The organism is Acinetobacter sp. AOR12_HL (genome assembly GCF_027855275.1).
Taxonomy (GTDB): domain Bacteria; phylum Pseudomonadota; class Gammaproteobacteria; order Pseudomonadales; family Moraxellaceae; genus Acinetobacter; species Acinetobacter baumannii.
Genome location: NZ_JAKTIJ010000015.1, coordinates 22697 through 36764, shown reverse-complemented (window position 1 = coordinate 36764; position 14068 = coordinate 22697). Strand labels below are relative to the sequence as shown.

Annotated in this window: 15 protein-coding genes; 7 read left to right on the top strand and 8 right to left on the bottom strand. The window is 39.0% G+C overall.

Translation table 11 applies throughout. The features are described 5' to 3' along the window. Positions 1–59: 59 nt before the first annotated feature. The 3 genes from MKL36_RS06340 (at position 60) to MKL36_RS06330 (ending at position 3430) form a co-directional block, all read left to right on the top strand. On the top strand, positions 60–593 hold the full coding sequence (locus MKL36_RS06340; RefSeq protein ID WP_000626048.1) for a hypothetical protein: 534 nt from the start codon (positions 60–62) through the stop codon (positions 591–593). A gap of 1 nt (position 594) precedes the next feature. Further along, positions 595–1779, top strand: coding sequence for an iron-containing alcohol dehydrogenase (locus tag MKL36_RS06335; RefSeq protein ID WP_001118410.1), 1185 nt, complete (start codon positions 595–597; stop codon positions 1777–1779). A 265-nt stretch (positions 1780–2044) separates the two neighbouring features. After that, a complete protein-coding gene (locus MKL36_RS06330; protein WP_000183443.1) occupies positions 2045–3430 on the top strand; it encodes an APC family permease in 1386 nt (461 codons plus the stop codon). Positions 3431–3468: 38 nt separating this feature from the next. On the opposite strand, the gene MKL36_RS06325 is transcribed toward MKL36_RS06330, so the two are convergent. Continuing rightward, on the bottom strand, positions 3469–4029 hold the full coding sequence (locus tag MKL36_RS06325) for a flavodoxin family protein (protein ID WP_000071874.1): 561 nt from the start codon (positions 4027–4029) through the stop codon (positions 3469–3471). Between the two features lie 117 nt (positions 4030–4146). Here MKL36_RS06325 and MKL36_RS06320 point away from each other — a divergent pair, with 117 nt between their 5' ends. Further along, complete coding sequence (locus MKL36_RS06320; protein ID WP_001001262.1) at positions 4147–4527, top strand: winged helix-turn-helix transcriptional regulator; 381 nt, start codon at positions 4147–4149, stop codon at positions 4525–4527. Positions 4528–4576: 49 nt separating this feature from the next. On the opposite strand, the gene MKL36_RS06315 is transcribed toward MKL36_RS06320, so the two are convergent. The 7 genes from MKL36_RS06315 to rplU form a co-directional block, all read right to left on the bottom strand. Next, positions 4577–5050, bottom strand: coding sequence for a tRNA (cytidine(34)-2'-O)-methyltransferase (locus MKL36_RS06315; protein ID WP_000582207.1), 474 nt, complete (start codon positions 5048–5050; stop codon positions 4577–4579). Positions 5051–5126: 76 nt separating this feature from the next. Continuing rightward, positions 5127–6500, bottom strand: coding sequence for a siroheme synthase CysG (gene cysG, locus MKL36_RS06310; RefSeq protein ID WP_021511329.1), 1374 nt, complete (start codon positions 6498–6500; stop codon positions 5127–5129). 67 nt (positions 6501–6567) lie between these two features. Beyond that, positions 6568–7839 (bottom strand): serine--tRNA ligase, encoded by a 1272-nt coding sequence (gene serS / locus MKL36_RS06305; protein WP_000566834.1) that lies wholly within the window; start codon positions 7837–7839, stop codon positions 6568–6570. Between the two features lie 118 nt (positions 7840–7957). Next, positions 7958–8746, bottom strand: coding sequence for an RsiV family protein (locus tag MKL36_RS06300; RefSeq protein ID WP_001177768.1), 789 nt, complete (start codon positions 8744–8746; stop codon positions 7958–7960). 127 nt (positions 8747–8873) lie between these two features. After that, the gene (gene lolA, locus MKL36_RS06295) at positions 8874–9569 is read right to left on the bottom strand and encodes an outer membrane lipoprotein chaperone LolA (protein WP_001056757.1); all 696 of its coding nucleotides are present in this window, start codon (positions 9567–9569) and stop codon (positions 8874–8876) included. 240 nt (positions 9570–9809) lie between these two features. Beyond that, complete coding sequence (rpmA, locus tag MKL36_RS06290; RefSeq protein WP_000201632.1) at positions 9810–10067, bottom strand: 50S ribosomal protein L27; 258 nt, start codon at positions 10065–10067, stop codon at positions 9810–9812. Between the two features lie 18 nt (positions 10068–10085). After that, a complete protein-coding gene (gene rplU / locus MKL36_RS06285) occupies positions 10086–10397 on the bottom strand; it encodes a 50S ribosomal protein L21 (protein WP_000271409.1) in 312 nt (103 codons plus the stop codon). 96 nt (positions 10398–10493) lie between these two features. Here rplU and MKL36_RS06280 point away from each other — a divergent pair, with 96 nt between their 5' ends. Genes MKL36_RS06280 through MKL36_RS06270 form a run of 3 tightly spaced genes read left to right on the top strand, consistent with a single transcriptional unit; the run spans position 10494 to position 13893 of the window. Then, positions 10494–10793 (top strand): hypothetical protein, encoded by a 300-nt coding sequence (locus MKL36_RS06280; RefSeq protein ID WP_021511328.1) that lies wholly within the window; start codon positions 10494–10496, stop codon positions 10791–10793. 47 nt (positions 10794–10840) lie between these two features. Continuing rightward, positions 10841–11818, top strand: a complete 978-nt coding sequence (gene sdsA, locus MKL36_RS06275; RefSeq protein ID WP_000234081.1) for an All-trans-nonaprenyl-diphosphate synthase — start codon at positions 10841–10843, stop codon at positions 11816–11818. Positions 11819–11832: 14 nt separating this feature from the next. Beyond that, positions 11833–13893: a site-specific recombinase gene (locus tag MKL36_RS06270; RefSeq protein ID WP_000547886.1), complete on the top strand. Its 2061-nt coding sequence runs from the start codon at positions 11833–11835 to the stop codon at positions 13891–13893. Positions 13894–14068 lie beyond the last annotated feature (175 nt).

Genomic DNA, 14068 nt, shown 5'->3' with positions numbered 1-14068 from the left:
AATATATTAGAGTAATTACTCTAAATTTGCTTTTGTATAATTTTAAGAAGGGATAGCAAGTGATTTCGACAAAAGCTGTAAAGCCCACTCTGCAACTTGCCTACGTTAAGCTCATGATGGACGTTGTTGGTCGAGGCTTAGTCATGGCGAGTCAAGTAGATAGTGAAATACAAGAGGAAGTGTCTAAATTTCCTGTTCACTTTGTACTTTCAATGAATGTCTTCCCAAATGGACCAGCATTTTTTGCACGAGTGACAGAAGATAAACAATTAGAACTGCTGAAAAGAGCGGAAAAAAAGCCTGATTTAACCATTACGTTTAAGCATGTAACTCATGCTTTTTTGGTTTTCTCTTTTCAGGAAAGTACTGCTCAAGCCTTTGCAAATGACCGTATGATTGCTGATGGTGATGTATCCGCAGCAATTCGTTTAGTTCGCTGCCTCAATAAAATGGAGTCTCTCATTTTACCGAAATTGGTGGCTTCACTCGCTGTTAAAGAATACCCAACTGAACTTACCCTAAAAGAAAAATTCAACCAGGCTGCAAATATTTATTTAAAAGTAGCTAAGTCTTACTTCAAGCGGAGCGCATAACATGGCTAAACCATATTACGAATTCTTTTGTCCTGTAAAAGTCATTGCCGGTAATGCTGCTTTAGAACATATTCCGTTTGAACTTGCGACTTTAGGTGCAAAACGCCCTCTTATCATTACCGATAAAGGTGTTCGTGCAAATGGCTTGTTAAACCCTATTGAAGCTGCTTTTAGCACAACTGATGCAGTCATTGGTCATGTTTTTGATGATGTTCCACCAGACTCAAGCCTTGAAGTTGTTCGACTTGCCGCGGAAGCTTATCGCACAAATAAATGTGATGCGATTATTGCTGTGGGTGGTGGTTCTGTTATCGATACCTCTAAAGCAACTAACATTTTAGTATCAGAAGGTGGAGATGATCTTCTTCAATATTCTGGTGCACACAACCTACCAAAACCATTAAAACCATTTTTCGTCATCCCGACTACATCAGGTACGGGATCTGAAGTGACCATGGTTGCTGTTGTGTCTGATACACAAAAGAATGTTAAATTGGCATTTGCTTCATATTACTTAATGCCACATGCTGCGATTTTAGATCCACGCATGACATTAACTTTACCACCTCACTTAACTGCAATGACGGGTATGGATGCGTTAACACATTGTGTTGAAGCATACACCTGTATGGCAGCCAACCCACTCAGCGATGCCTATGCAAGTGCAGGTATTAAAAAGATTAGCGAAAATCTATTTAATGTCTTAGAAAATCCAAATGACTCACAAGGTCGTTTAGAACTTGCACAAGCTTCTACAATGGCAGGTATCGCATTCTCTAACTCGATGGTAGGCCTTGTACACTCATTAGGACATGCATTAGGTGCAGTTGCTCACCTGCCCCACGGGCTGTGCATGAACTTATTCTTACCTTATGTGCTTGAGTACAATAAACAAGTCAATGGTCAGAAAATTGGCGAGTTGTTATTACCACTTGCAGGTGCGGATATTTATGCCCAGACTCCTGCTACTCAGCGTGCAGACAGAGCAATCGCAACTATTTTAGCAATGCGTGATCGTTTATTTAGCTTAACCAAATTACCACGTACCTTACGTGAAACAGGTAAAGTTACTGAAGCACAGCTTGATGAAGTGGCAGAGAAAGCACTAAATGATGGCTCAATTATTTATAATCCTAAAGAAGCAAGCTTAAAAGATCTACGAGAGATCTTACAAAAAGCTTGGTAAGTTAAGATTTAGATATCTAAAGCAAAAAGCTAAAGGTCTGATTTTTATGACAAATCAGACCTTTTTTATATCTATGAATTTTTATTCATCATTTTCTTTGGAAATATGGCAAAAAATTTGCTAAAAAATCCACGAAAGTACTGACAATTTGCATCAATTTAGGATAGATTGGCGCACTTTATCTTTTATGTAGGGGGGATCGTTCGTCTCAAACGATCCTTAACACCAAGCTGATCCTTGATCAACGATTATGAGGATAACGCCGTTGACAAACTTATCTGGGACTAAACCAACAGCTAAACTTCAAAAGAATCTTGTGCTTTGGCACATCATTATTATTGGTTTAGCTTATATTCAGCCATTAACTTTATTTGATACTTTTGGTTTAGTATCAGAACGAAGTGGTGGACATGTACCTACTTCTTATATCTTTGCCTTAGTTGCAATTTTATTGACGTCGATCAGTTATGGACACATGATCAAACGCTATCCTTCTTCAGGATCAGCATATACCTACGCCCAAAAGTCAATTCACCCTAATGTTGGTTTTATGGTGGGTTGGTCATCTTGGCTAGACTATCTACTTTCACCACTCGTCAATATCATTTTGGCCGATATTTATTTAAGAGCTTTGTTTCCAGAAGTAAATAATTGGCTATGGGTTATTGGCTTAACTGCATTAATGACTGTGATTAACTTATTTGGCGCACGCTTTGTCGCGCGTTTTAACAGTACAATTGTGGTTATTCAACTTGGTGTTATTTTTTACTTTGTTTATCAAGTATATATTCTCCTTACCCAAGGCGTATATGCTGATGGTACGCTTAATCCCGATAAAGCCGAATTATGGTCATTAACTCCTTTTTGGAATGATATGACTTCTATTAGTGCTTTGATTGGTGGTGCAACAGTACTGTGCTTTTCTTTTACAGGTTTTGATGCTTTATCTTCACTTGCAGAAGAAACTAAAGATGCTGAAAAAACACTTCCAAAAGCAATTTTCTCAACAGCATTGCTTGCAGGTATTATTTTTATCGTAAGCACTTACTTTATCCAGTTGTATTTCCCTAGCAACCCAAACATCTATTTTAAACCGTTAGATGAATCACAACCTGTTATGGTTGCAGCAATTGGCAGCATTGCATTTAAAACATTAGTTTTATATTTTGCTGTAGTTGCAGTAATGGCATCCGGTATTTCAGCACATGCTGGTGTATCTCGCTTAATGTATGTAATGGGCCGTGATGGGGTTATCAATAAAAAGCTGTTTGGTCATATTAGCCCAAGATTGCATACTCCGACTTACAATATTCTTATTGTTGGTGTAGTTGCATTATCTGCTGGCTTTTTAGACCTTGAACATATTGTTAACTTAATTAGTTTCGGGGCCTTAACTGCTTTTAGTTTTGTAAACTTCTCGGTGATTTCGCGCTACGCGCTGAGAGATGGTAAAAACAAATCTATCAAAGATATTATTAATTACATTATTGTACCAACGCTTGGCTTTGCTAGTGTGTTCTTAATGTGGTTAGAAATTGACAAGCTTGCTTTGCAAATTGGCTTAGCTTGGGCAGTGTTTGGGGTAGGTTATCTTGCCTATAAAACCAAAGGCTTTAAATATAATGCTCCTCAACATAATGAACATGAATAATAAAAAAGGCGCTTAAAAGCGCCTTTTTTATGGACTCATTAACCATATATTTTATTTACAATGGCTTGCACACGTTTTGCATAAACTTTAGCTGTTTCCAAATCTCCTGTTGGAATTTCATCTACACTTGCATCCGAAGGTGATTGAACTAAAAGCCCTACCGAACCGCCTAAGTTGTTTACATCTTCACGTGTTGCATCTTTTGTATTCGCTGGCAATAAACCCAGACTCACCCAAATGCCACCATGCTGTGATGCTAAAGTTTGCAGCTGGATAAGCGTAACTTGTTTATCCCCATTTAAACTTGCACTATTCGTAAAGCCTGCAAATACTTTATCTTGCCAACCACGTGTGAACCAAACCTTTGAAGTTGCATCAGCAAATTTTTTAAATTGCCATGGTGCTGTACCCATATAAGTCGGCGCACCAAACACAATACCTTTTGCATTATTCAATGTTTCCCAATCTTGCTCAGTGATATTACCTTCCTGATCAATCTGGATAAGTTGAGCATTAATTTCATTAGCAAAAGTTTCAGCCACTACTTTAGTGTGGCCATAACCTGAGAAATATACAACCGCAATATTAGAATTAGACATGGAAGAAAACCTATGTTTTATTAAATTCCATTTAATGATATATTTTAGATACTAGGTGTCAATTAGTTACCATTTGGTAACTATCCTATTTTTTTTAGAAAAGAGAGGGTAAATTAGATGAATGAATGTCTAAAATATAATATTTTTCAACAACATTGCCCTGCTCGACTGTTTTTTGAAAAAATTGCAGACAAATGGGTTTTACTCATCTTAAATATTCTTGAGCATGAAACTCAGCACTTCAACTTACTTAAAAAAAATATTGAAGGGATCTCACCTAAGGTCTTGTCTCAGAAGCTAAAAATGTTAGAGAGAGACGGTTTTATCGAACGAAAAATTCAGGATACTTCCCCTATTCGTGTCGATTATTCCCTCACGCCACTTGGGCAAAATGTAGCTGCTATGGCGTATCAGTTAAAAGAGTGGGCTGAAACTAATATTGAGCAAGTTTTAGCAGCCCAAATGACTTATGATGAAAAAGTGCTAGAGCAAGCTTGAATAAAAATAAGGCCACTAAGGGCCTTATTTTTATTTAGTACTTAAGAAATTAACCTAATTTTTTAAAGCCTTGCTGACGCCATGCTTCATATACAATTACGGCAGTTGCATTAGATAAGTTTAAACTTCTTGAGTTTTCTGCCATTGGTAAACGAATCCATTGTTCTTGAGGGAACATCAGACGAACATGTTCAGGCAAGCCGCGTGTTTCTGGCCCCATCAATAAAGCCACAGGTCTATTTAAATCAACTGTATGAGGCGTAGCAGAACCTTTCGTAGTTAAAGGAAAAACATGCTCAACACCTTTTGCTTTTAAGTCCGCAAGACAAAGCTCTATGTTGTCCCAAATTTGCATTCTTGCCCATTCATGATAATCAAGCCCTGCACGTTTAAGCTTTTTATCATCAAGTTCAAAGCCTAAAGGCTTAACTAAATGCAATTGAGCGCCTGTATTCGCGCATAGACGAATAATATTACCTGTGTTAGCAGGAATCTCAGGCTCGTATAGAACAACATGAATCACTTAATTACTCACTTAAATTACTTATTGGTTAGCTCAGGCAATAATTACATCTCTTTTGCAGATATCAATAAGCCTACTAATTCCACTGTAACTGTTCACGCAAACGTACAACCTCACCAATAATTGTGAGTGTCGGCGCATGAATTTGATGTTCTGTCACTTTAGATGCAATATCAGCAAGTGACCCCACCACAACCTTCTGTTCAGGTGTCGTACCCTTTGAAATTAATGCAACTGGCATATCTGGACGTTGCCCATGAGCAATCAGCTGCTCACAAATACGCTCTAATCCCACCAACCCCATATACAGTACTAATGTCTGGTTTTCGTATACCAGCTCATTCCACGGTAACTCAGGAGAACCTTCTTTTAGATGGCCTGTAAGAAAGCGGACACTCTGGGCATAATCACGATGGGTAAGCGGAATACCTGCATAAGCTGAACAACCTGACGCAGCAGTAATACCGGGAACAACTTGAAATGGGACGCCAGCTTGAAATAACTCTTGGATCTCTTCACCACCACGGCCAAAAATAAAAGGGTCTCCCCCTTTTAAACGGCAAACACGTTTACCTTTTTTCGCGTAGTCAACCAATAATGCATTAATACCTTCTTGAGGAACACTATGGTTAGAACGCGCTTTACCCACATATATTTTTGTTGCGTCTCGACGGCACAATTCTAAAATAGGTGCAGAAACAAGGCGGTCATAAATGACTACATCAGCTTGCTGCATTAAACGCAAAGCTTTTAAAGTAATGAGTTCAGGATCACCAGGACCTGCACCCACCAAATAAACCTCGCCTTTAGGCGCTTTCCACTCCTGCAGTGCTTGTTCAAGCATGCTATCGGCAACATCTAGATTGTCATTAAAAACTTGTTCTTTTAAGGGGCTTGCATACAAGTTTTCCCAAAATATACGGCGCTCATCTGGATTAGAAATTTTTTCTTTAACCTGATTGCGCCATTTTCCTGAAAACTCAGCTAACTTGCCCATGCCGTGTGGAATAGAGGTTTCTAACTGGGTACGGATTTGACGAGATAGAACAGGAGATGTTCCATTTGAAGCCACTGAAACAATTAATGGAGATCGATCAATAATCGCAGGCACCATAAAACGGCAATGTGGAATATCATCGACGCTATTTACAAGTAAATTGCGCGCTTCACACTGCTCAAAAACTGTTTTATTTACTTCTGCGTCATTGGTCGCTGCAATAACTAAACGATAGGGTGTACTTAAAAACTTTTCAGTAAAAGCTTCAATAAACGACACACCGCCTGTTGTTGTAATTAATTGCAGAAGCTGATCTTCAATTGCAGGAGCAACAACATCAATTATTGCTCCTACCTTAGCTAATAAGGTTGCCTTGCGTAAAGCAATATGCCCTCCGCCCACAATCAGACAACGTTGCTGCTGCAACTTCAAAGAGATTGGAAAAATATCCACCTTAAACCTCTACATCAATCATCTGACTATGTTTAAGCAAAAACCGTGCACAATTTAGATGCAAAGCTTAATCAATAAACGTTGCACCACCCATATATGGGCGTAATACTTCTGGAATCTCAATTGAACCGTCTTCGCGTTGGTAGTTTTCCATTACTGCAAGTAAAGTACGCCCTACAGCAAGGCCTGAACCATTTAGAGTGTGCACCAATTCGGTCTTCTTCTGATCCATACGGTAGCGTGCTTTCATACGACGTGCCTGGAAATCACCCATATTAGAGCAGCTTGAAATTTCACGGTAAGTATTTTGACTTGGAACCCAAACTTCTAAATCATAAGTTTTAGTCGCACCGAAGCCCATATCACCACCACAGAGCAAAATTTTGCGGTAAGGCAAACCAAGCGCCTGTAAAATGCCCTCAGCATGTGCAGTAAGCTCTTCAAGTGCCTGCATAGATGTTTCAGGCTTAACGATTTGCACCATTTCAACTTTGTCAAATTGGTGCTGACGAATTAAACCACGTGTATCACGACCATAAGAACCCGCTTCACTACGGAAACATGGTGTATGGGCCGCATATTTTAATGGTAAGCGATCTGCATCAATAATTTCATCACGGACAAAGTTAGTGACTGGAACTTCTGCTGTAGGGATGAGGTAGTATTCTTTTTCACCTTGAAGTTTAAATAGATCTTCTTCAAATTTTGGTAACTGACCTGTCCCACGTAATGAATCAGCATTTACCAAATAAGGCACATACGCTTCGGTATAACCATTTTTTAAAGTATGGGTATCGAGCATGAACTGAGTTAAAGCACGTTGTAGACGAGCTAAAGGTCCCTTCAACACACTAAAACGTGAGCCTGTGAGTTTAGTGGCAGTTTCAAACTCTAGTCCGCCCATCCACTCGCCTAAATCAGTATGATCTTTGATTTCAAAATCGAACTGACGAGGTGTACCCCATTTTGAGATTTCAACGTTATCATTTTCATCTTTACCAGCTGGTACAGATTCGTCCGGCAAGTTAGGAATGCTAAGCGCTTTTTGCTCAATCTCGTTTTGTAGCTCTGATAAAGCAACTTCGGCAGCTTTAATTTCATCACCAATGGCTTGCATACGTGCCATGATTTCAGAAGCATCACCACCGGATTTTTTAATCTGACCCACTTGTTTAGCACCGGCATTTCGCTCTGCCTGTAACTTTTCAGTTTTTGATTGCAAGTCTTTACGGCGAGTCTCTAAAGATGCCCATTCTTGAACATCTAACTGAACACCACGTTTTGCCAAAGCTGCATTAACGACTTCAATATTATTTCTGAGTAACTTAGGGTCGATCATAATCAATCATAATATGGGTAAAAAACTGGCTATAGTGTAAGCCCTTAACACTAAAAAATATAGTGATCATCTTCATAACGAATAGCTTTCACACAATTCTTAGAATAGATCTTATATTTTATAAGTTATAGTTCGGTACACTCGGTAAATACTCAGGTTTAATATATTTAGCTGCTTCAAAATATGGCAAGGTTAATTCAGACATACCTTCTGCATAAGAAGCTAATTCATAAATTGGATAGACAAAAACAATCCCATTTGCACCATAGTAGAAATTATCACTTAATTGCAGTTTTTCGCGGCTAATATTGTGCTCTTGAAGCCAATTAGTATTTGCATCAAAAAGTGCATCAACCAACTGTTTTTCAACATCTGGCTTAATAAGTTCTTCAACGGTAATGTGCTTTTTATTTAGCAAGTCAAAATTTACAAACTCTTGATGTGACATACCATGTGCTGCCCCCGCAGAGTATGAATATGTCTGGAATGCAAAGGTTGCAAGGTTATAATTTTGCCCTAAATAACGGACATAGATTGCACTCTGACTTGAGCTCGGCTCCCCTTCCGGCACCTCAACAGGTTTATCAGCCAAATTTGCAAAAGCATTCGGGTCTGCTTTCTTTATACGGTTCGTAAAATAATCATTAATCCATTTTTGATTGGTTTGTACGGTCTGAAAATCATATTCAGTGCAGCCGTCTTCAAGACAAACTTTAGGTTTTGGCAGCTTTACCGGAACAACTTTTGCTTGAATGACAGGGACTTCAGCTTGCTTTTGCTCTTTTACTGAAGCACTAGAAGCCGGTTGTTCATCTTTAGCCGTAGATTTTGGCTGACAACCGCTCACCGCAACCATGGCAGCTAACATTGGAAGAATGAAAATAATTTTTTTATCGTAAAGTTGCATGTTAATCCCCGTAAACTCACTCCTACCACTATACAAAGCGTAAGTTTAAGACGGGGTTAAAAAATGTATCTAGGCTTGATATATAAAAAGAAAGCCATCGTAAAGATGGCTTTCTAAATAATCAGGCTTATTGATCAATAATATCGGTACCTTTCGGAGGCGTAAAATTGAAAGTTGAAGCTGGAATTGAGGCATTTACTTTAACATTCTTGAAACGAACATAAGTCGTTTGACCTAAAGAATCTTGCAATACCATGAGTGTAGGCGCTTTGTTGGCACCAAAACTAATCGTTAAGCTTTGGAAAGCTCCATCTTCTTTTTTAGGGAATAATGTGAAATATAACTTAGATTTATCTGGCTGAGTTACTCGGTAAGACTTCATGATTTGGTTAGTATTACCAGAGAGTAATAAAGCAGGTGTATCAGCGACCTGATCATCTAGGCTTTGGCGCACAGCCTGTTGTAGATCAGGGTCATAAATCCAGACTGTTTTTCCACTTGTTACAATAGTTTGCTTAGAGGGACTTACAGTTTCCCAATAAAACTTCCCCGGACGTTCAACTTTCATTGAACCTTTAAATGTCTGGTTCATATGCTGAGCACTTAAGCCTTTTTTCTGTGCTACAGTTTTTGTATTCGCTTTCGTTGTCTGTTCAAAATCGGCAGTCAAACGCTGTAAGCCTGATAACTGATTTACCAGGTTCCCAATTGCCTGTTGCTCCGGTGCTGCTACGGGTGCAGCAAACGCTGTAGTACTCATTACAGGAGCAAGCACTGAGGCGCTGAGTGTAATAGCACACATGGTTTTACGAAGCATATTCATGTCATCACCTTTTTAGTTGCTGTAAGATAACTTGCTAGCCTTTCAATTAATCCAGCTAAACAAGCTCTTCATTCAAGACTTATATTAACCGACAAACTTTGTGCTAATCATTGAGAAAATAAGATATTTTGTTATGTTATTCATGTTGTTTGTAGAATTTCATTCATCATCATGAAGACAATATTGATGTATTTCCATAAAAAAAGCCCACAAAATGTGGGCTTTTTCTTAAGCTAAAACTTAAACAGTTTCAACTTTTACGTAGCGACGGCCAAATTGACCTTTCACTTCGAATTTTACTACGCCGTCAGCAGTAGCAAATAAAGTATGGTCACGGCCCATACCAACATTTGCACCAGCGTGGAATTCAGTACCACGTTGACGAACGATGATGTTACCAGCAGTTACAGTTTGACCACCGTAAACTTTAACACCTAACATTTTTGGGTTTGAATCACGACCGTTCTTCGTCGATCCACCGGCTTTTTTAGTTGCCATGTCTCTTACTCCTCGTGATTAGCCTGAAATACCAGTAATTTTCAACTCAGTGAACCATTGACGGTGACCTTGTTGTTTACGGTAGTGTTTACGACGACGCATTTTGATGATGCGGATTTTGTCGTGACGACCATGACCAATCACTTCTGCAGTTACTTTAGCGCCAGCTACAACTGGAGCACCGATTTGAATGTTGTCACCGTTTACAACCATTAATACATCATCAAATGTAATAGTTGCGCCAGATTCAGCCTTCAATAATTCAACTTTAAGGGTTTCACCCTCAACTACACGGTGCTGTTTACCACCGCTTTGGATTACTGCGTACATAACGTACTCCAATCAGCCCGTGTCGTCGTGCCGATAAAGGGATATATCGATCTTAAAACGAACGCCACTGGGGTTATACAAGGCGACAGATTTTAAGTGAAATTTGATCAAACGACAAGTGCTTTATCTTTAACTAAGCAACAGAAGCCATCATTATTACATAATAAAAATAGCTTCAATTTGATTTTAGTACTTTTCATTGATTCTGAATGGAATTTAAAATACAGTTCCAAACACAACTTGCAACAAGAACAAGCTGTATTCATGTTGACGTTATTAAAATTTATTGTTTTGTCGGAAACACATCGTTTTGCCGAAATAAAGAACAAAGAACTCTTCATGAACATACAAATGATTAATATCAATTGCTTGTTTCCCTGTTTAATGCACTTTTAATTGATACACTAACGCCACTTATCTACCAATACGGGGTTTTTCTTCATATGGTCATCGATTTTAAGCAAGACATTCTCGCTCCTGTTGCTACAGACTTTGCTGCGATGGATCACTTGATTAATGAAGGAATTAGCTCAAAAGTCGGCTTGGTCATGTCAGTGAGTAAACATGTAGTTGAAGCTGGCGGCAAACGTATGCGCCCAATCATGTGTTTACTTGCAGCACGCGCTTGCGGCCTCGACAATATGCAAAATGCACAGCGTCTGGCAGCTATTATTGAAATGCTTCATACCGCAACTTTAGTGCATGATGATGTAGTTGATGAATCTGGACTTCGCCGTGGTCGTCCTACTGCAAATGCAACATGGAACAATCAAACGGCCGTATTGGTTGGTGACTTCCTTATTGCCCGCGCTTTTGACCTTTTGGTTGATTTAAACAACATGACCTTATTAAAAGACTTCTCAACAGGTACATGTGAAATTGCTGAAGGTGAGGTATTACAGCTCCAATCTCAGCATCAACCGGATACAACCGAAGAAACATATTTAAAAATTATTCACGGGAAAACTTCTCGTTTATTTGAACTTGCAACCGAAGGTGCGGCTATTTTGGCTGGGCAAGAAGCTTACCGCGAACCTTTAAGATTATTTGCAGGCCATTTCGGAAATGCATTCCAGATTATTGACGATATTTTAGACTACACTTCAGATGCTGAAACATTAGGTAAAAATATTGGTGATGATTTAATGGAAGGTAAACCGACTTTACCGTTAATTTCAGCATTAGCACATTCAACCGGTGAAGAGCATGCCATTATCAGACGCAGTATTGCGACTGGTGGTGTTGACCAATTACCTAAAGTGATTGAAATTGTGCAAAAGTCTGGTGCTTTAGACTATTGCCAGCGCCGTGCCCAAGAAGAAACAGAAGCAGCACTGCAAGCCTTATCAATCTTGCCTGATACACCTTATCGTCAAGCGTTGATTAATTTAACTCGGCTTGCATTACATCGAATACAGTAGATATTATTTTGCCTATGCATATAAATTTTTCAGAACATTTTTTTAAAATCCAGAAACAGCTTGAAAACCCTCAAGCTGTTATTGACGAAAATATTCTCATTGACCTAGTCAATGCTTTACGGCCATCCGATCCTCAAGATACGGATGAAATAGAGCAAAAAATACAAGCCTTTATTGATAGCCTATTACTTACTCCTACCGCTCCAGCCCTTTTACAAACCTTTTTATTACGCCTCATTAATCAATATAAGCAAGTCAGCTTATATGCAGATAGCGGTATTTTGTCTTTAGATGGTTTCTGGAACCAGCTTGGGCAAAGACTTGGCGGCCATTTTCTGCCACTTATTGAAGATGCAAGCCAGCTTAAAATTCTGATTGGAAAAATTTTCTATTTAGAAAGTGATTCAATCTGGTTAAACAATGTCGATGACAAGGATTGGGCAACTTTGTTCGGACTTATTGGGCAAAGTAATAGTAATGTCGATGAAAAGCATGCCATTCAGCGAGAAATGATTAAGGCGATTACTGTCTTATCTTACCGTATTAGTGGTATTGGTCTTTATCCTGAATTTATTAACGCTCAACCTGAGTTAACCGAATATGAATCGCCATTTTTGGTACAAAACCGTGAAATTATTGAGTTTATAGAGAAGTACAAAAAACAGGATATTTCTAGCAACGACATTGCTGTGCTTCCACCACCTGATGCCTCTCAAGCATTTGTAATGCTAGAGCAGTGTCGAGACGTCGTTTTAAAAATACGTCGAGCGACCAAAAGAATCGGTGTTAGTTTAAGTTTGACCTATCTTTTGTCTTTACTTGAACAGTGTTTAGATCGGATTGAATTATTACTCTATCTAGTTGTAGACGATAGCGAGGGACGTTACGTTTCTTTAGGAAACTTAATTTCAGACTTAACTAAAGCACATTATAGTGAAAAAAGTGTCCGCTCGTTACTCAGCACGACCAGTGAGCTTATTGCCTTTCAAGTCACAGAGAATGCAAGCCGTACTGGCGAACACTATGTAAGTACAGACACCAAAGGCTTTTGGGGCATGTATAAAGCCGCTGCTGGTGCAGGTGTGATTATTGCCTGTATGGCCTCATTAAAAATTCTTGCTGCACGTATGACGATGGCTCCGCTCATGCAAGCCTTTACGTTCAGTATGAACTATTCACTGGGCTTTATTCTGATTCATGTATTGCACTTTACTGTTGCAACAAAACAACCCGCAATGACAGCTGCCGCACTTGCAGCCACAGTTCAGCAACGTAAAGGCTCTAAAACGGCACAAATTGCAGAATTAGCCGCACTTATTATCAATATTATTCGAACTCAGTTTATTGCTATTTTGGGTAATATCTCGATTGCAATTCCTACTGCTGCTCTTATTACCTTTGCTTGGCAGTTCTATCTTGATGAGCCTTTATTAACTCATACCAAGGCAACTTATCTATTACATAGCCTAAACCCTTTTACCTCATTAGCCGTTCCGCATGCAGCGATTGCTGGGGTGTGTTTGTTTTTATCTGGCCTAATTGCGGGCTACTTCGACAACATGGCAGTTTATAGAAAAGTAGGACCCCGTTTAAAAGCACATCGACGTTTAAGAAACTTATTTGGGCAAGAACGCCTGAACCGTTTTGCAGAATATATTGAACGTAATTTAGGGGCGCTCGCAGGTAATTTCCTATTTGGCGTAATGTTAGGAAGTATGGGAACAATTGGCTTTATTTTGGGCCTACCTCTAGATATTCGTCACATTGCCTTTGCGTCAGCGAACTTCATTCAAGGTTTAATGACTATTAATGGTAGTCCTGATATTGGCTTGATTATAGTTTCATTTTTAGGCGTACTCTGTATTGGTCTCACCAACTTATTTGTGAGTTTCACACTCACTATTATTGTGGCATTACGTGCACGTCGAGTTCGCTTTGAACAATGGAAGCCATTAGCCAAACTGGTCATGACCCATTTTCTTACCCGACCAAGTGACTTCTTTTGGCCACCGAAACAGCCTCTAGAATTAGAAGAAAATGCCCAAGCCAATAGTGGAAAAAAAGCAGAACATTAAATGTTTTGCTTTGTACACAAAATGTGATGTCCGTCAATTTTGTTGTGATTGTTTTTCCAAATGTTAAAAAAATTTCAAAATGAATTTACGATGATCTATCAGGCTTGAAAAAAAGTGTACTGGCAAGTACACTTTCAACGGCGTTCAATAGTGAAAAACTATATGAATAAGCAAA

What these genes read in the sequence shown, in the direction of transcription:
- MKL36_RS06335 (WP_001118410.1), top strand. Translation starts at nt 595, where the DNA reads ATGGCTAAACCATATTACGAATTCTTTTGTCCTGTAAAAGTCATTGCC.
- MKL36_RS06325 (WP_000071874.1), bottom strand. Translation starts at nt 4,029, where the DNA reads ATGTCTAATTCTAATATTGCGGTTGTATATTTCTCAGGTTATGGCCAC.
- MKL36_RS06320 (WP_001001262.1), top strand. Translation starts at nt 4,147, where the DNA reads ATGAATGAATGTCTAAAATATAATATTTTTCAACAACATTGCCCTGCT.
- serS (WP_000566834.1), bottom strand. Translation starts at nt 7,839, where the DNA reads ATGATCGACCCTAAGTTACTCAGAAATAATATTGAAGTCGTTAATGCA.
- MKL36_RS06300 (WP_001177768.1), bottom strand. Translation starts at nt 8,746, where the DNA reads ATGCAACTTTACGATAAAAAAATTATTTTCATTCTTCCAATGTTAGCT.
- lolA (WP_001056757.1), bottom strand. Translation starts at nt 9,569, where the DNA reads ATGAATATGCTTCGTAAAACCATGTGTGCTATTACACTCAGCGCCTCA.
- rpmA (WP_000201632.1), bottom strand. Translation starts at nt 10,067, where the DNA reads ATGGCAACTAAAAAAGCCGGTGGATCGACGAAGAACGGTCGTGATTCA.
- rplU (WP_000271409.1), bottom strand. Translation starts at nt 10,397, where the DNA reads ATGTACGCAGTAATCCAAAGCGGTGGTAAACAGCACCGTGTAGTTGAG.
- sdsA (WP_000234081.1), top strand. Translation starts at nt 10,841, where the DNA reads ATGGTCATCGATTTTAAGCAAGACATTCTCGCTCCTGTTGCTACAGAC.
- MKL36_RS06270 (WP_000547886.1), top strand. Translation starts at nt 11,833, where the DNA reads ATGCATATAAATTTTTCAGAACATTTTTTTAAAATCCAGAAACAGCTT.